The sequence below is a fragment of the Enterobacter sp. A8 genome (genome assembly GCF_004296595.1).
Classification (GTDB): Bacteria; Pseudomonadota; Gammaproteobacteria; order Enterobacterales; family Enterobacteriaceae; genus Enterobacter; species Enterobacter cloacae.
This window is the reverse complement of record NZ_SCMF01000007.1, coordinates 13,687-37,005: the sequence shown is the minus strand read 5'-3', so window position 1 is coordinate 37,005 and position 23,319 is coordinate 13,687. Positions and strand designations below refer to the sequence as shown.

Below are 23,319 nucleotides of genomic sequence, written 5' to 3'. Positions count from 1 at the left end.
ATTGGCCATTTTGCCAGCACAATCTCCAGCGATTGTCTTAGTGTTTTTTGATGTACATATCTTTCGTATAGTAGTACCCGAGCTTATCCGGCGTGAATCCCCCCACCCACGGCTTCACCAGGTGCGTACGAACGTAGTGATAGACAGGGATCGCCGGCACATCACGCCCCAGCAAATCCTCTGCCTGTTGATAAAACTTACCGCGCTCTTGTGCCGTTTTCGACTTCGCCGCATTCACCAGCGCTTGATCGTACTCAGGATTGCTGTACTGCGTGGTGTTTTGGCTATCCCCGGTACGGAAGTTATTCAGGAATGTGGAGGCGTCATCGTAATCGGCAATCCAGGCGTAGCGCACCGCGTCAAAGTTATGGGTGTGCATGGTATCGAGCATGGTTTTCCACTCCTGGTTCTGCAGCTTCGCCTCGACGCCCAGATTTTTCTTCCACATTGAGCTGGCAGCAATCGCGATACGCTGGTGCGTTTCAGAGGTGTTATACAGCAGATTAAAACTCAGTGGATGGCTGGCGTTATACCCGGCCTCTTCGAGCAGTTTTTTCGCCTCGGCAATTCGTTTGTCCCGCGGCCAGCTGGCGTAATCCGGATTCTGTAACTTAACGCCACCAATGTCCGGCTGGCTGATAAGCCACGCCGGACGCTGCCCCTGCCCCATCACTTTATCTGCGATGATGTCTTTATCGAGCGCCATATTGAGCGCCTTACGCACGCGCGCATCGTTGAACGGCGGACGGGCGGTGTTGAATTCGTAATAGTAGGTGGCAAGCTGCGGAGAGACATCCAGCTGGCTGCCCAGCGTTTTCTTAAGCTGGGCGAACTGGTTGACTGGCACCGTGTAAACAATATCGATTTCTCCCGCTTTATAGCGGTTCACATCAGCCGCCTCGGAGGTGATAGGCAGATATGTCACCTTGTTGATCACAGTATGGGCATTATCCCAGTAGCGCGGGTTACGCTCCGCCACAATGCGTTCGTTAACCACCCACGAGGACAGCTTATAGGCGCCGCTGCTGACGATGTGCTCGGGCTTGGTCCACTTATCGCCGAAACGCCCCACCAGGACTTTATCTATCGGCACCAGAGACGGGTGTGCCAGCATCGCCAGGAAAGCAGCATTAGGCTGCGAAAGCGTGACCTCCAGCGTGGTGTCATTAATGGCTTTCACGCCCAGCGTATCGGGCGCTTTTTTGCCTTCGGCAATTTCAGTGCCGTTGACGATAAGCATGCTTCCGGGATAACTGGCATACGGTGAGGCGGTTTTTGGGTCAACCAGTCGCTGCCAGCTCCAGACGATATCTTCCGCGGTGATGGCGGTACCGTCGCTCCAGGTGATGCCCGGACGCAGATGGAACGTCCAGACTTTGTTGTCCTTGTTCTCCCATTTTTCCGCCAGCCGTGGCTGGATTTCACCCGCCGGGGAGACACTGACCAGCCCGTCGAATAAATCGCTGATAATATTGAATTCGACGTCGCTTTCGACTTTATGCGGGTCGAGCGAAGCGGGTTCACTTCCGTTATTCCTGACCAGTTCCTGCTTATCGGCCAGCTGCGTTCCTGCCGGCACGTTAGCCGCCCAGGTTGCCGTGCTGGCGCACAGGATCCCGGCCGCCAGTAAAGAGAGTGTAAAGTGAGTGCGTGTTTGTGGTTTCATTTCCTTCGCCTTATTGTCTGTTTTGTGACGATCCGGAAATAACTCTTAGCGGCCTTATGGTAATAAGGCAATATTTTTCAGTAACCTATAAGAGCTTGATCTGATTAATTGCGCCAAACCGCTGTTCATACTGGTGAAACGTATTTCTGCAGAAGAAACAACCAGCTCCGGCGCTAACCTACTGAGTAAAGATGGGTAAAACCACTTTGAGACTGGCGCGCCGTTTCCTATTCTTTCCGTTAATTACATCTGTCATAAGAGAGTGACTCATGGATCGTATAATTACTTCCTCACGCGACCGCACATCGCTACTCAGCACCCACAAGGTGCTGCGCAATACGTACTTTATGCTCAGCCTGACGCTGGCGTTTTCGGCGATCACCGCCACCGCCAGCACCGTGCTGATGCTGCCGTCTCCGGGGCTGATCCTGACGCTGGTGGGGATGTACGGTCTGATGTTCCTGACCTACAAAACCGCTGACAAACCGGTCGGTATTCTTTCCGCGTTCGCCTTTACCGGCTTCCTGGGTTATATCCTGGGGCCAATCCTGAACGCGTACCTGTCTGCCGGGATGGGTGATGTGATCGGTATGGCGCTGGGCGGCACCGCGCTGGTGTTCTTCTGCTGCTCCGCCTACGTGCTGACCACCCGCAAGGACATGTCCTTCCTCGGCGGTATGCTGATGGCAGGTATCGTGGTGGTGCTGATTGGTATGGTGGCTAACATCTTCCTGCAGCTCCCTGCCCTGCACCTGGCGATTAGCGCGGTGTTTATCCTGCTGTCATCCGGCGCGATCCTGTATGAAACCAGCAACATCATTCACGGCGGTGAGACCAACTACATCCGCGCCACCGTGAGCCTGTATGTGTCGCTGTACAACATCTTCGTGAGCCTGCTGAGCATCCTGGGCTTCGCCAGCCGGGATTAAGCCAGAGTGTTGTGTACCGAGCCCCGCTTATGCGGGGCTTTGTTTTTTGGTACACTGCGGCGGTTTTTGACTGATGCGTGAATAACTATGTTGAGCTTTGAAGGTAAAGAGATCGAAACCGATAACGACGGTTATCTGAAAGACAGCCACCAGTGGAGCGAGGCGCTGGCGGAAGTGATTGCAGAAAAAGAGGCGATCGCGCTCTCCCCTGAGCACTGGGAAGTGGTGCGCTTTGTGCGCGAGTTCTATCTCGAATTCAATACCTCTCCGGCTATCCGGATGCTGGTTAAAGCCATGGCCGATAAATTCGGTGAAGAGAAAGGCAACAGCCGCTATCTGTATCGTCTGTTCCCGAAAGGCCCGGCCAAACAGGCCACCAAAATTGCCGGCCTGCCTAAACCGGTGAAATGCATTTAGTAGCGAATACCGAAGTTCATGTATTCCCGGCCGGGTTGATGCGGTTCGGTTAAGACCTTATCAACCCGGGCACTGCGCGGCCCACCCGCTTTCAGCCACGCCAGCAGTTTTTCAACCTGCTCTGCCTCGCCACAGGCGACCACCTCAACGCTGCCATCATCCATGTTTCGCGCATATCCCGTTAGCCCAAGCTGAACGGCCTCGCGCTGCGTGCTGTAGCGGAAGCCCACGCCCTGAACGACGCCGTGAACCCAGGCGATAGTGCAGACTTTTGACATCTTCCTTCTCCTTATCCGTCTGGCGCGTTGCATTTCCCCGGCGAACTCGGGAAAATGGCGGCCATTTTCTTGAATCGACAGAATAGCAAATTATGAGTGTACGTTTAGTGTTAGCCAAAGGGCGCGAGAAGTCATTACTGCGCCGTCATCCCTGGGTCTTTTCCGGCGCGGTTGCCCGTATGGAAGGTAAAGCCAGCCTCGGTGAAACCATTGATATTGTTGACCATCAGGGGAAATGGTTAGCACGAGGCGCCTACTCGCCAGCCTCCCAGATCCGCGCGCGCGTCTGGACCTTCGACAAAGATGAAACCATCGATATCGACTTCTTCGTGCGTCGTTTGCAGCAGGCGCAGCAGTGGCGCGACTGGCTGGCCAAACGCGATGGTCTGGACAGCTACCGCCTGATTGCCGGAGAGTCCGACGGTCTGCCGGGCGTGACCATTGACCGCTTCGGTAACTTCCTGGTTCTGCAGTTACTGAGCGCTGGGGCGGAATACCAGCGCGCCGCGCTGATCAGCGCCCTGCAGTCTCTGTTCCAGGAGTGCGCCATCTACGACCGCAGCGATGTGGCTGTGCGTAAAAAAGAGGGAATGGAACTGACCCAGGGTCCGGTGACCGGCGAACTGCCGCCTGCCCTGCTGCCTATCGAAGAACACGGCATGAAGCTGCTGGTGGATATTCAGGGTGGTCATAAAACGGGCTATTACCTCGACCAGCGTGACAGCCGTCTGGCCACGCGTCAGTACGTTGCCGACAAACGCGTGCTCAACTGCTTCTCTTACACCGGCGGCTTTGCGGTATCGGCTTTAATGGGCGGCTGCGCGCAGGTGGTGAGCGTGGATACGTCTCAGGAAGCGCTGGATGTGGCAAAACAGAACGTCGAGCTGAACAAGCTGGATCTGAGCAAAGCCGAATTCATTCGCGACGACGTCTTCAAACTGCTGCGTAAATATCGCGATCAGGGTGAGAAGTTTGACGTTATCGTGATGGATCCGCCCAAGTTTGTAGAGAACAAAAGCCAGCTGATGGGTGCCTGCCGCGGCTATAAAGATATCAACATGCTGGCCATTCAGCTGTTGAACCCAGGCGGCGTGCTTCTCACCTTCTCCTGCTCTGGACTGATGACCACAGATTTATTTCAGAAAATCATCGCCGATGCCGCAATAGATGCTGGTCGTGATGTACAATTTATAGAGCAGTTCCGTCAGGCAGCCGATCACCCGGTGATCGCTACCTACCCGGAAGGGCTGTATCTGAAAGGGTTTGCCTGTCGCGTCATGTAACTTGAAAAGAGAAATATTGCCCGCACATAGAGTGTAAGTAGTGTTTCCCGGGAGGTGACTATGATTGCCAGCAAATTCGGTATCGGCCAGCAGGTCCGCCACACTTTGCTCGGGTATTTGGGTGTGGTCGTGGATATCGACCCGGAGTATTCCCTTGATGAACCGTCGGCGGATGAGCTGGCGGTGAACGCAGAGCTTCGCGCCGCACCCTGGTACCATGTGGTGATGGAAGGTGATGATGGACAACCCGTCCATACTTATCTTGCTGAGGCGCAGCTAAGCAGTGAATTGCAGGATGAGCATCCGGAGCAACCCACGATGGATGAACTGGCTCAGACTATCCGCAAACAGTTACAGGCTCCGCGCCTGCGGAACTAAGCGTGTAAAAAAAGCCCGATAACGGGCTTTTTTTTATGACTTTGTCAGCCCCAGCCGGGGGATTTCAATCGCCGGACAGCGGTCCATCACTACCTTCAGCCCCGCCTCGCGCGCCAGCACCGCAGCCTGTTCGTTAATAACGCCTAACTGCATCCACAGCGTTTTCGCACCGATGGCAATGGCCTCCTGCGCCACGCCCCATGCAGCCTCTGAATTACGGAACACATCCACCATATCCACCTTTTCCGGTACGTCGTTTAGCGTGGCGTATCCTTGCTGGCCCAGCAAGGTCTTACCGGCCACTTTTGGTGACACAGGGATGACGTGGTAGCCCTGATCGAGAAGGTACTTCATTACCCGATAGCTTGGACGATCCGGTTTATCGCTCGCCCCCACCAGCGCAATGGTGCGTGTGGACGTCAAAATCTCGGCAATATCATTCTCTTTCATGCTTTTCCTCCTGGCTTTTTAACAAGTGTATGTCAAAGCGCACATCTCAACCATCCATCCCATACAGATGTATGAGAGCAAAAGGCCAGAATATGTCTATATGTTAGTAAACATGATTATCGACAAATTTAGATACATTATCGCGGTAAGCGTACGTTAAACAGGAGCCCCTATGAAAGCCGGCCTTGCCACTGCTGTGATTGCGTTAGTGATGCCGGTTTGCGTTTTTGCAACCACGCTGCGGCTTTCTTCCGACATTGACCTGCTGGTGCTGGACGGGAAAAAAGTCTCCAGTTCGTTATTACGCGGTGCAGACAGCATCGAACTGGATAACGGCCCTCATCAGGTGGTGTTCCGGGTGGAAAAAACCATCCGCCTTGCTAATCATGAACAACGAACGTACCTCTCTCCCCCGCTGATTATGAGCTTTAACACCCAGCAGGTAAGCCAGGTGAACTTTACGTTGCCGCGTCTGGAAACGGAAAAAGAGTCGGCGACGTTTGACGCCTCGCCGCGTGTGGAACTGGTGGATGGCGATGCCACCCCGATCCCGGTGAAGCTGGATATTCTGGCGCTGACGTCGTCACCGACGGGCACAGATTATGAGGCCGCAACCCAGGCCTATAACAAAGCGGGTAAGCGCGCCTCGCTGCCCCGGTTTGCCACCATGATGGCTGACGACAGTACACTGCTGTCCGGCGTCTCAGAGCTGGATGTGATCCCCCCTCAATCCCAGACGCTGACAGAACAACGCCTGAAATTTTGGTTCCAGCAGGCCGATCCCGACACGCGAGCCCGTTTTTTACAGTGGGTGAAGCAACAACCTTCGTCGTAAGCCACATTTTTTTCGCCTTTCTCTTGCAGCATCAGGCGGTTCCCGTCATCGTGTAGCCAGTTAACCTGATGGATATGATTATGGAACTGACAACACGCACATTACCGGCACGCAAGCACATTGCGCTGGTTGCGCACGATCACTGTAAACAAATGCTGCTTAACTGGGTTCGCCGCCATCAGTCCTTGCTGGAAAAGCACGCCCTCTCGGCGACGGGCACCACCGGTAACCTTATCCACCGCGAAACGGGTCTGGAGGTGAACGCCATGCTGAGCGGCCCGATGGGTGGCGATCAGCAGGTGGGCGCACAGATTTCTGAGGGGAAAATTGATGTTCTGATCTTCTTCTGGGATCCGCTGAATGCGGTTCCGCATGACCCGGACGTGAAAGCGCTGCTGCGTCTTGCCACCGTCTGGAATATTCCGGTGGCGACAAACCTGTCGACGGCGGATTTCATCATTGAATCACCGCAGTTCAACTCGCCGGTTGAAATTCTCATCCCGGATTATCAGCGTTATCTTTCCGAGAGACTGAAGTAGCGTTATGCCCGGCGGCGCTACGCTTGCACGGGCCAACGAGTTTTGTCGGCCGGGTCAGGCGAAGCCGCCACCCGGCAATCCCGCTACGGCTTGCGCGCCACCGGCACATCAATACTCTTCAGAATATCGACAAACACTGACGGCTCCTCTTTGTTGAACAGCAGCCACACGCGATGACGCGCGCGGGTGATCGCCACGTACAGCAAACGCCGCTCTTCGGCATCCGGGAAATCCTCCGGTACCGGCAGTAATGCTTCTTCCATCACCGACTCACGGGCAGGGGCCGGGAACCCATCGCTCCCCTCTTTCAGCCCGACCACAATGACGTAATCGGCCTGCTGGCCTTTGCTTGCGTGGATGGTCATAAAATCAAGCTGCAGCTTCGGCCAGCGAGTCGCCGCCTTCTCCAGCGCCGCAGGTTTTAGATGGTGATAACGCGCCAGCACCAGAATACGTTCATCTGGCTTTGCGTAGCCGCTGAGTTTGTCCAGCAGCGGCTCAAGCTGGTCGTCCGCCAGCAGGGTTACGGCTTTTTTATCTCCCGCCCTCAGACTATTAAGCGGCTTGGCCAGCTGATGGGGGTTCTGCTGAATAAAGCGGTTCGCAATTTCACCAATTCGGGAGTTAAAGCGGTAGGTGGTATCCAGATCGCTGCGATCGCCTTCGCCAAAATAGTGATGGAACGCGGTGGTCAGTGAAAGCTGCGCGCCGCTAAAGCGGTAGATGGCCTGCCAGTCATCCCCTACGGCAAACAGAGAGGTATGTTTATTTTGCGCCCGTAACGCCGAAAGCAGCGCGGCACGCTGCGGAGAGATATCCTGGAACTCATCAACCAGAATATGTTTCCACGGACTGACGAAGCGCCCCTTCTCCAGAATGATGATGGCCTGATGGATCAGGCCTGAGAAGTCGACGGCGTTTTCCTCCTTCAGCGCTGTTTTCCAGGCTTTCAGCAGCGGTGCCATCAGTTTGACCCGCTTTGAAAAAAGCGCGCGGATGTCCTCCGGCGCACTCTCAATCATCTCGGCTTGGGTTCCGCCGTGCATACGCATCAGGCTCACCCAGCGGTCGAGACGCGAGCCAAGCCGACGCGCCAGCTTTTCATCCTGCCAGAAACTGCCTTCCGGCACGTCCCAGTTGAGCTCGTCTTCCAGCCACTGTCGCCACCCTTTCGCCTGCGCTTTTTTCTCGCTGCACTGCTGCCGCCACGCCTTAATAAACAGGGCCTGACGCGCCTGGGTGTCGTTTTCCAGTTTACTGATGGAAGGGACTTTTTTGCTGCCCTGCTGAATGATGTGCAGGGCAAGGGCATGGAAGGTTCGGGCGGTAATATCCCGGGTGTGCAAACGCTCCTGAATGCGTTCGTCCATCTCCTGCGCCGCCTTGCGACCAAACGCCAGCAGCAGGATCTGATCGGCGACGGCCTCGCCCGTTGTCAGCAACCACCCCGCCCGCGCGACCAGTACGGACGTTTTGCCGCTCCCGGCCCCCGCGAGCACCAGCAGCGATTGTTCGCCGTTAACCACGGCGCGAGCCTGGGCAGGATTCAGCGGCGACGACTCCACCGTACTGAAGAAATCGGCATAGCGGGTGAGCATTTCGTCAGTCCACGCCTGGTTATGCGCCAGCCGGCTCTTGTCTGCGTCGCTCAGCCAGGCCTGACACTGTCGCCAGGCGTCACGGCAATTATCAAACTCATTGAGACGCGTCACCGGTAACGGCAGCGCCGTCAGCGCCTGCCTGATTTTTTGCTGCAGACCGGCGGTCTGCTGACGGGTCAGCCATGTTTGTTGGGCATTACTCTGCGCGATATCACTCAGCACCTGCTGCAGGACCTGTGCGGCTATCACGCTCATATCGTGACTCCACTGCTGCCAGAGCTGGTTCAGATGATGATGAAAACGCTGGGTTTCGCCCCACTCCGTACCGTGAAGACGTACGACTTTATCTGCAGGGAGCACAAACTCCAGTTCGCCCCATACCAGCCCGCGTTTGCAGTGGATGGCCAGGAGTTGATTGAACGGAATGAGGTATTCGTGGCGTTCACCGGAGACCTTTACTCCCGCGTTGAGGAGGACAACCTTGTCGTAAGGGTGTTGCGCCAGGCGTTTGCCCATTGAAGTTGCTTTCAGTTCCATATCCAGCCGGATCCGCGAAGAGATAATTGCCTGATAGTTTAACTGCCAGTTTTAAGGTGCTCCAGCCTAAAAAAACGTTACAATCATTGGGCGTTAATTTTATCGAAAGGAAGTGAGGGTTTATGCGTACCGTTCTGAATGTGTTGAATTTTGTGCTGGGCGGTTTTGCCACCACCCTTTCCTGGCTTTTTGCCACCCTGGTGAGCATCGTCCTGATTTTTACGCTTCCCCTGACCCGCTCCTGCTGGGAAATCACCAAACTCTCCTTTATCCCTTACGGGAATGAAGCGGTTCACGTTGACGAACTGAACCCGGAGAATAAAAGCGCGCTGATGAACACGGGCGGAACCGTGCTGAACATTCTGTGGCTGATTTTCTTCGGCTGGTGGCTGTGCGTAATGCATATTTTTGCCGGTATTGCGCAGTGCATCACAATCATTGGTATTCCGGTGGGGATCGCGAACTTTAAGATCGCCGCCATCGCTCTGTGGCCTGTCGGGCGCAGGGTAGTTCCGGTCGAAGTGGCCCAGGCGGCGCGTGAAGCGAATGCACGTCGTCGTTTTCAGTGATTAAGGACTGGCCGCGTCTATGCTAAGCCCACTGCTTCGCCGTTACACCTGGAACAGCTCCTGGCTCTATAACGTCAGGATTTTTATCGCACTTTGCGGCACGGTTGCGCTGCCGTGGTGGCTGAACGATGTCAAGCTCACCATTCCGCTCACGCTGGGGGTGGTTGCGGGAGCGCTGGCGGATCTCGACGATCGCCTTGCCGGGCGTCTGCGCAACCTGGTCATCACCCTTGTCTGCTTTTTTATTGCCTCCGCGTCCGTGGAGTTGCTGTTCCCGTGGCCGTGGCTGTTTGCATTAGGTCTTACGCTTTCCACCAGCGGGTTTATTTTGCTGGGTGGTCTGGGGCAGCGCTATGCCACCATCGCGTTTGGCGCCCTGCTGATTGCCATCTACACCATGCTGGGGGTGTCGCTTTACGACCAATGGTATCAGCAGCCTGTACTGCTGTTGCTGGGGGCCATCTGGTATAACCTGCTGACATTAACCGGCCATCTGATCTTCCCGGTTCGTCCTCTGCAGGATAACCTTGCCCGCAGTTACGAGCAGTTGGCCCACTATCTTGAGCTCAAATCCCGGCTGTTTGACCCGGATATCGAAGAAGAGAGCCAGGCTCCGCTCTACGATCTGGCTCTGGCGAACGGCCAGCTTGTCGCCACGCTTAACCAGACAAAAGCGTCGCTGCTTACCCGGCTTCGCGGCGACCGTGGCCAGAGAGGGACGCGCAGAACGCTGCACTATTACTTTGCCGCTCAGGATATTCATGAACGCGCCAGCTCGTCTCATGTTCAGTATGCTGCCCTGCGCGAGAAGTTTCGCTACAGCGACGTTATGTTCCGCTTCCAGCGTCTGCTTTCCATGCAGTCCCAGGCGTGCCAGCAGCTGGCGCGCTCCATTCTGCTGCGCACGCCTTATCAACACGATCCACGCTTTGAACGCGTGTTCAGCCATCTTGATGCGGCAATTGACCGCGTGCGAGCCAGCGGAACGTCGCCGGAGCACATCAAAGCGTTGGGATTTTTGCTCAATAACCTGCGGGCGATTGATGCTCAGCTGGCAACGATTGAGTCTGAACAGGCCATGGCGCTGCCGGGCAATGAGGCGGACAGTCAGCTCGCGGATGACAGCGTGCACAGTTTTAGCGATATGTGGCTCCGGTTAAGCCGAAACTTTACGCCGGAATCTGCCCTGTTTCGCCATGCGGTACGCATGTCGCTGGTGCTGTGCGTGGGTTACGCCTTTATCCAGATAACCGGTTTACATCACGGGTACTGGATCCTGCTGACCAGCCTGTTCGTCTGCCAGCCGAACTATAACGCTACCCGACACCGCCTGGCGCTGCGTATTATCGGCACGCTGGTGGGGGTCGCAATCGGGCTACCGGTGCTCTATTTTGTACCCTCGGTGGAAGGCCAGCTGATCCTCATCGTAATCACCGGGGTGCTGTTCTTCGCCTTTCGTAATGTGCAGTACGCCCACGCGACGATGTTCATCACCCTGCTGGTGCTACTCTGCTTTAATCTGCTGGGCGAAGGGTTTGAAGTCGCCCTGCCCCGCGTGATCGATACGCTGCTCGGCTGTGCCATCGCCTGGGCGGCAGTGAGTTTTATCTGGCCCGACTGGCGTTTTCGTAATTTGCCGCGCGTCCTGGACAGGGCGATGAATGCCAACTGCCGCTATCTGGATGCCATTCTTGAACAGTACCACCAGGGACGCGATAACCGTCTGGCTTACCGCATTGCCCGACGTGATGCGCATAACAGCGATGCTGAACTGGCTTCCGTAGTCTCTAATATGTCAACGGAGCCGCGCGCCACGGCAGAAATTCGTGAAACGGCTTTCCGCCTGCTGTGCCTGAACCATACCTTCACCAGCTATATCTCAACGCTCGGTGCCCACCGCGAAAAACTGACAAACCCGGGCATCCTTGCCTTGCTGGATGATGCTGTCTGCTATGTCGATGATGCGCTACATCACCGCCCAGCCGATCAACCGCGTGTCCAGCAGGCGCTGGATGAACTGGCTCAACGGATTGCGCATCTTGACCCAGGAAACGACAGCAAAGCGCCGCTGGTTCTCCAGCAGATTGGTCTGCTTATCGCTCTGCTGCCAGAAATTTGCCGACTGCAACAGCAAATCGCTACCTGGAGGAGCGATTCTCCTGTGGCTCAGGCAGCGCATTAAACCACTCCGTCAGCTCCCGGCGAATTTCCGCCGGGAGTGCCGCTTCATGCAGGCCCTCAATCGCCCCTTCCAGGGCAAACAGTACTTTGATACTGAGTGCTTTATTTTTTGCCCGCAGCTTTAGCCAGCTCGTTCTGGCTCCCAGCGACCGGAGGGTATCTTCGTTGGTAATCCCAGCTTCACAGAGCAGGACCTCCAGCTGAAAAGTCAGGTTGGGCAGATCCTTAAGCCGGTTTCGCTGGTAGCGTTGTATGCGCTCTTTACGCGCGGCATTAAGCGCGTAAGAGGAAAGCTGAAGCAGCCGCTCCCTATCCTGCCAGAGACCGTCATCCACACGATAATAGTTGAGAAGGATCGGCCGGCCGCGTTTCATTAAGGTCAAAAAGGAGGATCCGTTTTTTACACAGTACTTCGCACTTTCCTCACAGGCGCGAAGGTAAAGCTCACCGTCTGACACCATGGCAAACACCGCCTCATCGACGGCCAGGGTATAGCCACCAAAAAGCGCACGATGATGAATTTCTCCTAATGGAGAGAGGTATTCCTGGGATTTATAAATCCGTTCATAAGATATCTTTTTCATGATATTTCCATTAAAAATCAGATATTAACGACGACATTTCTTACTAACGGATCCGTTAACAGGAAAATAGGCAACTTATTGCCGATGAGCAAGATGATTTTTTCAGGTTCGCCAGGAATGAATGAATTTTGCGAGTCGCTTTCCGAAATTGAGGTTGATCTTTATGCATACAGGGGTTACTGTATATTCATACAGTAACTACAGGGCTGGAATGATTATGTACACTTCAGGCTATGCAAATCGCTCAACATCTTTCTTTTCTACCGCTGGCGATGTCGCACAGAACGCCGTCGGGCGTGTTTCGACAGGGCTTATCAGTGAAGTGGTTTATCGTGAAGACCAGCCCCTGTTGACCCAACTTCTGTTACTGCCGCTCTTGCAGCAGCTTGGTCAGCAATCGCGCTGGCAGCTCTGGCTGACGCCGCAGCAGAAACTAAGCCGGGAATGGGTTCAGTCTGCAGGCCTGCCGCTGACGAAGGTCATGCAAATTAACCAACTCTCTCCTTGCGATACGGTTGAGTCGATGATCCGGGCATTACGTACAGGGAATTACAGCGTGGTGATTGGATGGTTATCAGACGAATTGACGGAGCAGGAACATTTTCGCCTCACCGAAGCGGCAGAAGAAGGCAATGCGATCGGCTTTATCATGCGCCCGGTTCGCCAGGATTCTTACCGCAGAGGACAACTTTCTGGGCTAAAAATTCACTCAAATTTGTATCACTGAACAAATTTAAGAGTTTTCCTGGAATTTTTTTCGACCTTAAGATGCGCTTTTAGTTCCATCGTCCAAAACGGCGGCAAGGCTTGTCTGGTGCGGTTCTTCTTAATTTTATTGCACAAATTTCGTTCAGAAATTGTTAAATAATCGGTATACGGAACTTTTTTTTTCATATGCCTGACGGACTTCACACTTGTAAGTTTTCAGCTACGTTGTAGACTTTACATCGCCAGGGGTGCTCGGCCTAAGCCGAAGATATCGGTAGATTTATATTTGACCACGCCCCCCGGTGAAGGATTTAACCGTGATTCTCGATTGAGATTTTCATGGCGAATTTTGGATGATAACGAGGCGCAAAAAATGAAAAAGACAGCTATCGCGATTGCAGTGGCACTGGCTGGCTTCGCTACCGTAGCGCAGGCCGCTCCGAAAGATAATACCTGGTATGCAGGTGGTAAACTGGGCTGGTCTCAGTTCCACGACACCGGCTGGTACAACAGCAGCCTGAACAATGATGGCCCGACTCACGAGAGCCAGCTTGGTGCAGGTGCGTTCGGTGGCTATCAGGTTAACCCGTATGTTGGCTTTGAAATGGGTTACGACTGGTTAGGTCGTATGCCATACAAAGGCGACACCGTAAACGGCGCTTTCAAAGCTCAGGGCGTTCAGCTGACCGCTAAACTGGGTTACCCAGTAACTGACGATCTGGACGTGTACACCCGTCTGGGCGGCATGGTATGGCGCGCTGACTCCAGCAACAGCATCGCTGGTGACGACCACGACACTGGTGTTTCCCCAGTATTCGCTGGTGGCGTTGAGTGGGCTATGACCCGTGACATCGCTACCCGTCTGGAATACCAGTGGGTTAACAACATCGGTGACGGTGCTACCGTTGGTGTTCGTCCAGACAACGGCATGCTGAGCGTAGGTGTTTCCTACCGCTTCGGCCAGCAGGAAGATGCAGCACCAGTTGTTGCTCCAGCGCCGGCTCCAGCTCCAGAAGTACAGACCAAGCACTTCACTCTGAAGTCTGACGTTCTGTTCAACTTCAACAAAGCGACCCTGAAACCAGAAGGTCAGCAGGCACTGGATCAGCTGTACACCCAGCTGAGCAACCTGGATCCTAAAGACGGTTCTGTAGTGGTTCTGGGCTTCACCGACCGTATCGGTTCTGACGCTTACAACCAGAAACTGTCTGAGAAACGTGCTCAGTCTGTTGTTGATTACCTGATCTCTAAAGGTATCCCAGCTAACAAGATCTCCCCACGTGGTATGGGCGAATCTAACCCAGTTACTGGCAACACCTGTGACAACGTTAAAGCTCGCGCTGCTCTGATCGACTGCCTGGCACCAGATCGTCGCGTAGAGATCGAAGTTAAAGGCGTTAAAGACGTTGTAACTCAGCCAGCGGCTTAAGTTATCGTCTTATAAAAAAACCCCGCGATGCGGGGTTTTTTATTATCTGAAGAAACTCAAAAGTTATTTTTTACCCAGCAGCGCCTGAAGATCGTTCTTCAGCGTAGACATCTGGTTGGCGTATTTCTCTTTATGCTCGGCATCTTCAATCAACTGCACCACCGTTTCTGACAACGTTTTTCCCCGCCGTTGCGCAAGCCCTGCAAGACGCTGCCAGACCATGAATTCGAGGTCGATGGATTTTTTACGGGTGTGCTGATGCTCAGCATTAAAATGCCGTTTGCGTCGTGCACGGATAGTTTGCTTCATCCGGTTCAACAGTGCCGGATTGATATGTTTCTCAATCCAGCCATTCACCTGTACCGGTTCATTTTCGAGGGTCAGCAAAATATCCACGGCCTCTTGTGCGGCGCTGGCTTCGATGTAGCAGGTAATCAGCTCCCCTTCTCGGTGCTTCTTGACCAGGTACTTCCATTTCCAGCCGCTTTCGAGATTTTCCAGTTGTTGATATTTCATTGCGATCTCAGTGTTACCATGTAACTCTGTTCAGAATATCAGTTTTTTAGCAATCTGCTGAAAAGAAATCATATCCTGTGAAGCATTGCAGGCGATTCGCTTCCCGAAAACCCCAATCCTGCTTGGGAAGAGCCCCCCGCTTACGGTATACTCCACGGTTTTACATCTGACTAAAAAACATCAACTTTGACCATTACGAAACTTGCATGGCGTGACCTTGTTCCGGATACCGAAAGTTATCAGGAATTGTTTGCACAGCCAGACCTCGCACAAGAACACGAATTCATACTTAGCGATACACAACCGCGTTTGCATTACGCACTGGAGCAGGTGTTAAGCCCGTGGGCGACATCTCCCTTCATGCTGCTCAAAGCCCCGGAAGAAGCCGAGTATTTAACGCTTCTGGGTGATGCCATGCGCCAGTTGCAGCCGGAAGCCAATGCTATTTACGGCGGCCAGTATCGTATTTCAGGACATGATGTCACTTTCGAACCCGCAGAACAGGCTGATGGCCGTTTTGCGGTAAAGGGCGAAGTGGTATCCGCTAACTGGGCCGAGGCCGAACAACTCTTTGGTTGCCTTCGCCAGTTCAATGGTGAGTTATCGCTGCAACCGGGCCTGGTGCATCGCGCCAATGGCGGCGTACTGATCATTTCCCTGCGTACCCTGCTCTCCCAGCCGCTGCTATGGATGCGCCTGAAAACGATTGTGAGCCAGCAACGCTTTGACTGGGTGGGCTATGATGAGTCTCGTCCTCTGCCGGTCTCTGTCCCCTCCCTGCCGCTGTCGTTGACCGTGGTGCTGACGGGTGACCGTGAATCGCTGGCTGATTTCCAGGAAATGGAGCCGGAGCTGGCTGCACAGGCGGTATACAGCGAGTACGAAGACAATATTCAGATTGCTGATGCCGATGACATGGCGCAGTGGTGTCAGTGGGTGATGGCCGTTGCCGCCCGCTTTGCCCTGCCGACGCCTGCGGCTGACGCCTGGCCGGGACTTATTCGCGAAGCGGTTCGCTATACCGGTGACCAGGAGACGCTGCCGCTGTGTCCGCTCTGGATCAGCAAACAGCTGCGTGAAGTGGGTGTGATCAGTGGGAATAGCGCATTTAACGGTGAGCAACTTTCCCAGATGCTGGCCCAAAGAGAGTGGCGGGAAGGCTATCTGGCCGATCGTATGCAGGATGAAATTCTGCTGGAGCAAATTCTGGTCGAGACCGAAGGCGAGCGCATCGGACAGATCAATGCCCTGTCGGTGATTGAATTTCCCGGGCATCCGCGTGCGTTTGGCGAGCCTTCACGCATCAGTTGCGTCGTCCATATTGGCGATGGCGAGTTTACCGACATCGAACGGAAAGCCGAGCTGGGTGGAAACATCCACGCCAAAGGCATGATGATCATGCAGGCGTTCCTGATGTCAGAGCTGCAGCTTGAGCAACAAATCCCCTTCTCTGCCTCGCTGACGTTTGAGCAATCCTACAGCGAAGTGGATGGTGATAGCGCCTCTATGGCCGAGCTGTGTGCCTTAATCAGCGCCCTGGCGGAAGTCCCGATCAATCAGAACATCGCCATTACCGGTTCGGTCGATCAATTTGGTCGTGCCCAGCCTGTGGGGGGCCTGAATGAAAAGATTGAGGGCTTCTTCTCTATTTGTCAGCAACGCGGGTTAAACGGCAAACAGGGTGTGATTATTCCAGCCCCCAACGCACGCCATTTAAGCCTCAGCCAGGCACTGCTGGATGCGGTAGAGCAGGGACAATTCTCCCTGTGGGCCATCGAAGGCGTCGAGGATGCACTACCCTTACTGACAAACCTGGTATGGGACGGCGAGGGACAAACGACCCTGATGCAGACCATCCAGGAGCGCATTGCTCAGGCGACCCAGCAAGATGCTCGTCATCGTTATCCGTGGCCGTTACGCTGGTTAGGTTGGTTTAGTTCAAACTGATCGGACTTGTTCAGCGTACACGTGTTAGCTATCCTGCGTCCTTCACTAAAATAAGGCTTACTGAGAACATGGTAGATAAACGCGAATCCTATACAAAAGAAGATCTTCTTGCCTCTGGTCGCGGTGAACTGTTTGGCGCGAAAGGCCCACAGTTACCGGCCCCGAACATGCTGATGATGGACCGTGTCGTGAAAATGACCGAAACCGGCGGCAACTTCGATAAGGGTTACGTAGAAGCAGAACTCGATATCAATCCGGACCTGTGGTTCTTCGGTTGCCACTTTATTGGCGATCCGGTAATGCCTGGCTGCCTGGGCCTGGATGCGATGTGGCAGCTGGTTGGCTTCTACCTGGGCTGGCTGGGCGGCGAAGGTAAAGGCCGTGCGCTGGGCGTGGGTGAAGTGAAATTCACAGGTCAGGTTCTGCCATCTGCGAAGAAAGTGACCTATCGTATTCACTTCAAACGCATTGTTAACCGCCGCCTGATTATGGGCCTGGCGGATGGCGAAGTGCTGGTAGATGGCCGTCTAATCTATACCGCGAACGACCTGAAAGTGGGCCTGTTCCAGGATACTTCTGCTTTCTAAACGCTGCTTTACGCGGCTTCAGAAAGGCGAAACCTCCGCATTGCGGAGGTTTCTGTTTTTAAAGAGACGTTATCAGGCTATGAGTGCCCTGTCGCCGATGGCTTCTCGCCAGCCTCCCAGCCATTGTGACCTTTGATTAATCGTCTGATAAGGACACATTTCTTTAGATCGTCCAGCGATGCCGGCCTGATAACCACGTTGATGAGCCCGTTCCAGGCGATCTCGTTTCTGTCTCTTCATGCCTCGTTTCCCTCATTCTTTTGTCTGGTGGAAAGAAAACAGTGACTGCACAATGCGTGCAGGCACAGATAACGAATACCCCGAATTAGTCGTAGCGTCAACGTTCAAAATTCATACGGATGTCATATTTGTGAGCTAGCCAGAAGATCATTTGTACAAAAATTGTGACCCGGGACAAGTAACGGTCTGACGTGAAAACGAAAAAAAAACCGCAATCAGTGGCAGACCGATTGCGGTTTTTGATGATGAATTTTACTTATGGCAGCCGGGAGATTTCTCTCGCGATGTTGGCCGATTCCTGTGCCCACCCCTGGGCAAGCACTTTCACCATTTCATCATAGCCATCTTTTTGCTGCTTGAGCTCCAGATGGAACGGACGCTTAATCAGCTGTCCCTGATGGTTAAGCAGCCATTCTCCGCTGATGACAACGGCACCGTCATAACGACCATGGAAGCCCGTTACCGTCACGTTCAGCGTGTCCTGGTCGCTTCCAAGAGGCTGGGAGGCGACAACCCAGCCCGGAAGCTGGCTGCTGAGATTCGCCACCAGCGTATTGCGCAACTGTTGATCCAGCGGGCTGGCCCACAGGTTATTATTCGCAATCACATACTGCACATCGCTGGTCTGGTAGACCACCCCGTTGCCGGCCAGATAATCTGGCACAGCCACTTGCTCAACCCACAGCAGACGGTTGCCCTGTGAGGCGGTACTCTGTGTACCCGCCTGCGCCATCAGCGGCAGCTGATAGTAGCTTTTCGTTTCACTCCCTGAGCTACAGGCCGTGAGCACCATCGCACCTACAATCGCTAGCCATTTTTTCATTGTTTCGCCCTCTTCGGCTCAGGATCCTTTTTATCTTTTGCTTCAAACACCAGCGCGTTACTCTTCTCATTGAGCGTTTTCAGTACGGGCTGCAGTTCACGCAAGACCTGATCAAGACGCTGCATATCTGCCACCATCTTGTTGTAGGCCGCCGAACCAGGCTGGAAGCCCTGCATGCTACGGTTCAGTTCACGCAGCGTTTTCTGCATATCCTGCGGCAACTGCTGCATGCTCTGGCTTGCCGTGAGCTTATTGATGTTATCCAGCGTGGTTTGCAGACGCTGCATCGTCTCCTGGCTCTGATGCAACGAGCCTGTCGCCGCTTCAATCATCGGATTAAGTGGCAGATTGTTGATCTTATCCAGTGTTTCCATCAGACGCTGCTGGATTTGAGCCAGACCGCTGCTCACAGTAGGAATGATCTTGTAGCCGCCAAATTCACGGATACCGGTAATCGGCGGAGCTTTTGGATAGAAATCCATATCCACATACAGCGCACCAGTCACCAGGTTGCCGGTCTTCAGCGAGCCGCGCAGGCCACGGTTCATCAAATCAGTAATATGCGCGCCGATATCCTGATTCTCGCCAATCTGGTTAACCAGACGCTCTGGCTCAATGCGGATCAGCACCGGAATACGATAGTCATCATCAAGTACTTGCTGAAGTCCCGGCACAAAGAACGGCACCTGTCCGACCGTACCCAGACGAATACCGCGGAACTCAACGGGCGCCCCTGGCTGCAGGCCGCGGACGGAATCTTTAAAGAACATCAGGTAATCAATATGATCGGTATAGAGCGCGTCCTGAATGCTTCTTTGATCGTCAAAGAGCCTGAAGGCCGTTTTCTCGGCCACCGGCTGCCCCAGATCCAGTCCTTCCGGCACGTCAAAGCTGACGCCGCCGCCAAACAGGGTGGTCAGCGACCCCATTTCAACGCGCATACCTGCTGAGGTGAGATCGACCGCGATCCCGCTGTCTTTCCAGAAGCGTACGTTGCTGGTCACCAGACGATCGTTTGGCGCATTGATGAACAGCTGATAGCTGATGGTCCTTTTTTGCGGATCAAAGGTGCTGGTCTCGACTGAGCCAACACGATAGCCGCGGAACAACACCGGATCGCCAGGTGAGAGCTGGCCCGCTTTTTTACTGTCGAGAATCACGCGGATCCCTTTTGCATCAGGCGGCGCAAGCGGTGGAGAGTCTAAAAGCTGATACTGGGCTGGCTGCGCCCCTTTTGCCCCCGGCTGTAGCTCAATATACGCGCCCGAGAGCAGCGTGCCTAAACCACTGATCCCTTCCCGTCCGACCTGCGGTTTAACCACCCAAAAAACGGAGTCACCGTGAAGCAGCTTTTCCATCCCGGCATTTAACCGCGCTTTAATTTCTACGTGCGTTAAATCATCCGTCAGGGTGGCGCTTTCAACCACCCCTACATCCACGCTGCGGCTTTTGATGGTCGTTTTACCGCCCTCAATCCCCTCGGCATTGGTGGTGATGAGCGTCACTTCCGGTCCCTGATGGCTGTAATGATAAAACAGGATCCATGCACCAATCAGCGCCGTCACGATGGGGAAAATCCACACCGGTGACCAGTTTTTGACCTTCTGCACTTTCGCCTCTCCACTCTTATTTTCCATGCTCTTACTCTTCCTCATGGCTTGATTCAGGCTCACGATCCCACGATAAACGAGGGTCGAAGGTCATGGCCGCAAACATGGTCATAATCACGACCAGCGCAAACATTAAAGCCCCCATCGCAGGATAAATACTCATCAAACCGCCCATCCGCACCAGTGCAGAGAGAACGGCAATGACAAACACGTCAATCATTGACCAGCGTCCAACAAACTCGACAACTTCATAAATGAGGTGCATGCGTTCGCTGTCGCGTTTGCCGTGCCCTTTCGCATCCCAGCAGAGCCAGGCAATCGCGATCATTTTTAAGGTAGGCACCATAATACTGGCGATAAAAATCACCCCAGCCACCGGATAAGATCCCTCGCCCCACAGCAATATCACCCCGGCGAGGATCGTCGAGGGCATTTTGTCACCGAGCAAATCGGTGATCATGATCGGCAGAATATTCGCGGGAAGATACAGCATGACAGAGGTCACCAGCAGCGCCATGGTCCACTGCAGGCTATTTTTGCGCCGCACATGGCCTTTGGTTTCACAGCGTGGGCAGACGTCCAGATCGGCGGGCAGCACGGCAGTACAGCAGGAGCAAGAGCGCAGTCCCTGGCGGATCCCCGGCACGCCAACCTTCACCGTCTGGGCAAGCGTGGGAGCCGGAGCAATATCATCCCATGCCCAACGCCGGTCAACGCACTGGAATGCGCGCAGTTGCAGCACGCAATAGAGACACCACGGGATAAAGCTGCTGCCAATCCCCACGTCACCGTAGGCCATCAGCTTTACGAAGCTGACCAGAATACCCGCCAGAAAAATCTCGGCCATTCCCCAGCTTTTAAGCTGAAACAGGACTCGCGCCAGTTTGATTTTCAGGGCTGCGGGCATTTTTACGCGGTTGACCAGCAAAAGGATGACAACCAGACAAAAAGCCGGAACGATCTGCACAAACAGAAGAAAGAAGGTGCCGAGGCTGGCGTAATCTTCCGAGAACATCACCCCCGGAATTTCAAGCAGATCAACCTGGCTTGTCATCCCTCCCACCTTCATATAGATGAAGGGGAAGAGATTAGAGAGCAGCAACATGAACAACGCGGCCAGCGCATACGCCGTGGGACGCTGTCTTGGCGCGTCCCATTCGGTTGTCAACGTTGTGCCGCAACGCGGGCACAGGGCCTTATGTCCGTGACCAAGCTCTGGCAACGCCACGAGCATATCGCATTGCGAGCATAATATATGCCTGTCGGCATGGTGCTGGTCACACATATGTTATCCCTGTTTATGCGCCGTTTTTCAGAGACTCAAGGTACTCCCAGCGCTCAAATGCTTCTTCCAGAGCTTTTTCAGCTGCGGACAATTCGGCCAGGACTTTTTGAGTATAGTCGTGCGATTGGGTGAAGAAGGATGCATCGGCAACCTGCGCTTGCAGCGCCTCCAGCGCGGCCTCCAGCTCCTCAAGACGCTGAGGCAAACCCTCCAGTTCGCGCTGCAGGTTATAGCTTAGTTTAGCCGAGGTTTTCTTGACAGTTTCTGCTTTTGTTACAACAGGTTCAGTCGTTGTTTTAGACTTCGCCTGTTTTTGCGCCAGCGACTGTGCCTGCTGCCCTTTCGCGTCGTGGTAGCCACCCACATATTGACCAATCCGCCCTTCGCCTTCGAAGATCCAGCATTCGGTCACGGTGTTGTCAACGAATTGACGGTCGTGGCTCACCAGCATCACAGTGCCCTGATAACCATCGATCAGCTCTTCCAGCAGTTCGAGCGTTTCGACATCCAGGTCGTTGGTTGGTTCATCGAGAATCAACAGGTTGCTTGGTTTCAGGAATAACCGCGCCAGCAGAAGACGGTTTCGCTCACCGCCAGACAGCGCACGCACCGGGGTCATCGCCCGTTTAGGGTGGAACAGGAAGTCCTGGAGATAGCCCAGCACATGGCGCGGCTTACCGTTTACCATGACCTCCTGCTTACCTTCGGCAAGGTTATCCATCACCGTTCTGTCCGGATCCAGCTCCGCGCGGTGCTGGTCAAAATAGGCCACTTCCAGTTTGGTACCGCAGTGAATTCGGCCACTATCCGCCTGCAACTGGCCCAGCATCAGCTTCAGCAGCGTGGTTTTACCGCAGCCATTGGGGCCAATCAGGGCGATTTTATCCCCGCGCTGAACCTGGGCGGAGAAGTCTTTCACCAGCACTTTCCCGTCAACCTGGTAGTTAACGTTTTCCATCTCGAAGACGATCTTCCCGGAACGGGAGGCCTCTTCTACCTGCATTTTGGCGCTGCCCATCACTTCGCGACGTTCGCTGCGTTCACGACGCATCGCTTTCAGGGCACGAACGCGGCCTTCGTTGCGGGTACGGCGGGCTTTGATACCCTGACGGATCCACACCTCTTCCTGCGCCAGTTTGCGGTCGAATTCGGCGTTTTGCAGCTCTTCCACGCGCAGGTTTTCTTCTTTTTCCAGCAGATAAGTATCGTAATCGCCGGGATAAGTGACCAGCTTGCCACGATCGAGATCGACAATGCGCGTCGCCATATTGCGAATGAAGGAACGGTCGTGGGAGATGAAGATAATGGTACCGCTGAAAGTTTTCAGGAACCCTTCAAGCCAGTCGATCGCTTCAATGTCCAGGTGGTTGGTTGGTTCATCCAGCAGCAGCACCTTCGGCCCGCTGACCAGCGCGCGGCCCAGTGCCGCCTTACGCAACCAGCCGCCAGATAGCGCAGACAGCTGCATATCCGGCTCCAGGCCCAGCTGAGCCAGCACCTCGTTAATACGGTTCTCCAGCTGCCACAGGCCGTGGTGATCGAGCATCTCCTGGACTTTCGCCAGTTCGTTAAGATTTTTGTCGCTCGGGTCGGTCATCACCAGATGAGAAATTTCGTGATAGCGCTTCAGGTATTCAGCCTGCTCCGAAATCCCTTCCGCCACGAAATCGTACACGCTGCCGGTGACATGACGCGGCGGATCCTGCTGCAGACGGGAGACAATCAGATCCTGCTCGTAAACAATACGCCCGTCATCCAGACCCTGCTCGCGGTTGAGGATTTTCATCAGCGTGGATTTACCCGCGCCGTTACGGCCCACCAGACAGACGCGTTCGTTGTCTTCGATGTGCAGTTCAGCATTGTCGAGAAGCGGTGAGTCGCTGAAGGAGAGCCACGCACCGTGCATACTAATTAAAGACATTTATTT

The 23,319-nt window shown here is 54.3% G+C and carries 23 protein-coding genes; 12 read left to right on the top strand and 11 right to left on the bottom strand.

Annotated features, from left to right (window positions below):
- Window positions 1-37: 37 nt before the first annotated feature.
- Window positions 38-1,666, bottom strand: coding sequence for an ABC transporter substrate-binding protein (locus EQV24_RS21030; protein ID WP_130627009.1), 1,629 nt, complete (start codon window positions 1,664-1,666; stop codon window positions 38-40).
- A 269-nt stretch (window positions 1,667-1,935) separates the two neighbouring features.
- Here EQV24_RS21030 and yccA point away from each other — a divergent pair, with 269 nt between their 5' ends.
- On the top strand, window positions 1,936-2,595 hold the full coding sequence (gene yccA, locus EQV24_RS21020; protein WP_013097244.1) for an FtsH protease modulator YccA: 660 nt from the start codon (window positions 1,936-1,938) through the stop codon (window positions 2,593-2,595).
- A gap of 87 nt (window positions 2,596-2,682) precedes the next feature.
- Window positions 2,683-3,012, top strand: coding sequence for a sulfurtransferase TusE (gene tusE, locus EQV24_RS21015; RefSeq protein WP_130627008.1), 330 nt, complete (start codon window positions 2,683-2,685; stop codon window positions 3,010-3,012).
- Here tusE and yccX read toward each other — a convergent pair.
- The gene (yccX, locus tag EQV24_RS21010; RefSeq protein ID WP_013097246.1) at window positions 3,009-3,290 is read right to left on the bottom strand and encodes an acylphosphatase; all 282 of its coding nucleotides are present in this window, start codon (window positions 3,288-3,290) and stop codon (window positions 3,009-3,011) included. The two genes, tusE and yccX, sit on opposite strands and share 4 nt — an antisense overlap.
- 92 nt (window positions 3,291-3,382) lie before the next feature.
- On the opposite strand from yccX, the gene rlmI reads away from it, so the two are divergent.
- A complete protein-coding gene (gene rlmI / locus EQV24_RS21005; RefSeq protein ID WP_129328245.1) occupies window positions 3,383-4,573 on the top strand; it encodes a 23S rRNA (cytosine(1962)-C(5))-methyltransferase RlmI in 1,191 nt (396 codons plus the stop codon).
- A gap of 60 nt (window positions 4,574-4,633) precedes the next feature.
- A complete protein-coding gene (gene hspQ, locus EQV24_RS21000; RefSeq protein ID WP_013097248.1) occupies window positions 4,634-4,951 on the top strand; it encodes a heat shock protein HspQ in 318 nt (105 codons plus the stop codon).
- A 33-nt stretch (window positions 4,952-4,984) separates the two neighbouring features.
- Here hspQ and EQV24_RS20995 read toward each other — a convergent pair whose 3' ends face one another.
- Window positions 4,985-5,401 carry a CoA-binding protein gene (locus EQV24_RS20995; protein ID WP_013097249.1) on the bottom strand — a complete coding sequence of 139 codons (417 nt, stop codon included), beginning with the start codon at window positions 5,399-5,401 and terminating at the stop codon, window positions 4,985-4,987.
- A 172-nt stretch (window positions 5,402-5,573) separates the two neighbouring features.
- Here EQV24_RS20995 and EQV24_RS20990 point away from each other — a divergent pair, with 172 nt between their 5' ends.
- Both EQV24_RS20990 and mgsA read left to right on the top strand, forming a co-directional pair.
- Window positions 5,574-6,236, top strand: coding sequence for a DUF2057 family protein (locus tag EQV24_RS20990; protein WP_013097250.1), 663 nt, complete (start codon window positions 5,574-5,576; stop codon window positions 6,234-6,236).
- 80 nt (window positions 6,237-6,316) lie between these two features.
- On the top strand, window positions 6,317-6,775 hold the full coding sequence (gene mgsA, locus EQV24_RS20985) for a methylglyoxal synthase (RefSeq protein WP_013097251.1): 459 nt from the start codon (window positions 6,317-6,319) through the stop codon (window positions 6,773-6,775).
- A gap of 83 nt (window positions 6,776-6,858) precedes the next feature.
- Here mgsA and helD read toward each other — a convergent pair whose 3' ends face one another.
- On the bottom strand, window positions 6,859-8,913 hold the full coding sequence (gene helD, locus EQV24_RS20980) for a DNA helicase IV (protein WP_040021610.1): 2,055 nt from the start codon (window positions 8,911-8,913) through the stop codon (window positions 6,859-6,861).
- 122 nt (window positions 8,914-9,035) lie between these two features.
- Here helD and EQV24_RS20975 point away from each other — a divergent pair, with 122 nt between their 5' ends.
- Together EQV24_RS20975 and yccS are read left to right on the top strand one after the other, a co-directional pair.
- The gene (locus EQV24_RS20975) at window positions 9,036-9,482 is read left to right on the top strand and encodes a YccF domain-containing protein (RefSeq protein ID WP_013097253.1); all 447 of its coding nucleotides are present in this window, start codon (window positions 9,036-9,038) and stop codon (window positions 9,480-9,482) included.
- A gap of 19 nt (window positions 9,483-9,501) precedes the next feature.
- The gene (gene yccS / locus EQV24_RS20970; protein ID WP_014831317.1) at window positions 9,502-11,664 is read left to right on the top strand and encodes a YccS family putative transporter; all 2,163 of its coding nucleotides are present in this window, start codon (window positions 9,502-9,504) and stop codon (window positions 11,662-11,664) included.
- Here the strand turns inward: yccS and EQV24_RS20965 are convergent.
- Window positions 11,621-12,247, bottom strand: coding sequence for a TfoX/Sxy family DNA transformation protein (locus EQV24_RS20965; RefSeq protein WP_013097255.1), 627 nt, complete (start codon window positions 12,245-12,247; stop codon window positions 11,621-11,623). The genes yccS and EQV24_RS20965 overlap by 44 nt on opposite strands.
- 217 nt (window positions 12,248-12,464) lie before the next feature.
- Between EQV24_RS20965 and sulA the strand changes: the two genes are divergently transcribed.
- A complete protein-coding gene (sulA, locus tag EQV24_RS20960; protein WP_130627056.1) occupies window positions 12,465-12,974 on the top strand; it encodes an SOS-induced cell division inhibitor SulA in 510 nt (169 codons plus the stop codon).
- A 354-nt stretch (window positions 12,975-13,328) separates the two neighbouring features.
- Complete coding sequence (gene ompA, locus EQV24_RS20955) at window positions 13,329-14,384, top strand: porin OmpA (RefSeq protein WP_028027914.1); 1,056 nt, start codon at window positions 13,329-13,331, stop codon at window positions 14,382-14,384.
- A gap of 63 nt (window positions 14,385-14,447) precedes the next feature.
- On the opposite strand, the gene matP is transcribed toward ompA, so the two are convergent.
- Window positions 14,448-14,900 carry a macrodomain Ter protein MatP gene (gene matP, locus EQV24_RS20950; RefSeq protein ID WP_013097258.1) on the bottom strand — a complete coding sequence of 151 codons (453 nt, stop codon included), beginning with the start codon at window positions 14,898-14,900 and terminating at the stop codon, window positions 14,448-14,450.
- 186 nt (window positions 14,901-15,086) lie between these two features.
- Between matP and EQV24_RS20945 the strand changes: the two genes are divergently transcribed.
- Window positions 15,087-16,847, top strand: a complete 1,761-nt coding sequence (locus EQV24_RS20945) for a Lon protease family protein (protein WP_130627007.1) — start codon at window positions 15,087-15,089, stop codon at window positions 16,845-16,847.
- A gap of 68 nt (window positions 16,848-16,915) precedes the next feature.
- The gene (fabA, locus tag EQV24_RS20940; protein ID WP_013097260.1) at window positions 16,916-17,434 is read left to right on the top strand and encodes a bifunctional 3-hydroxydecanoyl-ACP dehydratase/trans-2-decenoyl-ACP isomerase; all 519 of its coding nucleotides are present in this window, start codon (window positions 16,916-16,918) and stop codon (window positions 17,432-17,434) included.
- A gap of 72 nt (window positions 17,435-17,506) precedes the next feature.
- Here fabA and rmf read toward each other — a convergent pair whose 3' ends face one another.
- From rmf to EQV24_RS20910, 5 genes are all read right to left on the bottom strand, one after another.
- On the bottom strand, window positions 17,507-17,674 hold the full coding sequence (rmf, locus tag EQV24_RS20935; RefSeq protein ID WP_013097261.1) for a ribosome modulation factor: 168 nt from the start codon (window positions 17,672-17,674) through the stop codon (window positions 17,507-17,509).
- 256 nt (window positions 17,675-17,930) lie between these two features.
- On the bottom strand, window positions 17,931-18,497 hold the full coding sequence (gene pqiC / locus EQV24_RS20925) for a membrane integrity-associated transporter subunit PqiC (RefSeq protein ID WP_020689691.1): 567 nt from the start codon (window positions 18,495-18,497) through the stop codon (window positions 17,931-17,933).
- Window positions 18,494-20,134, bottom strand: a complete 1,641-nt coding sequence (gene pqiB / locus EQV24_RS20920) for an intermembrane transport protein PqiB (RefSeq protein WP_013097263.1) — start codon at window positions 20,132-20,134, stop codon at window positions 18,494-18,496. The genes pqiC and pqiB overlap by 4 nt, the downstream gene beginning before the upstream one ends.
- Window positions 20,135-20,138: 4 nt before the next feature.
- Window positions 20,139-21,392: a membrane integrity-associated transporter subunit PqiA gene (pqiA, locus tag EQV24_RS20915; RefSeq protein ID WP_028027912.1), complete on the bottom strand. Its 1,254-nt coding sequence runs from the start codon at window positions 21,390-21,392 to the stop codon at window positions 20,139-20,141.
- 13 nt (window positions 21,393-21,405) lie between these two features.
- Window positions 21,406-23,313 carry an ABC transporter ATP-binding protein gene (locus EQV24_RS20910; protein ID WP_029883226.1) on the bottom strand — a complete coding sequence of 636 codons (1,908 nt, stop codon included), beginning with the start codon at window positions 23,311-23,313 and terminating at the stop codon, window positions 21,406-21,408.
- Window positions 23,314-23,319 lie beyond the last annotated feature (6 nt).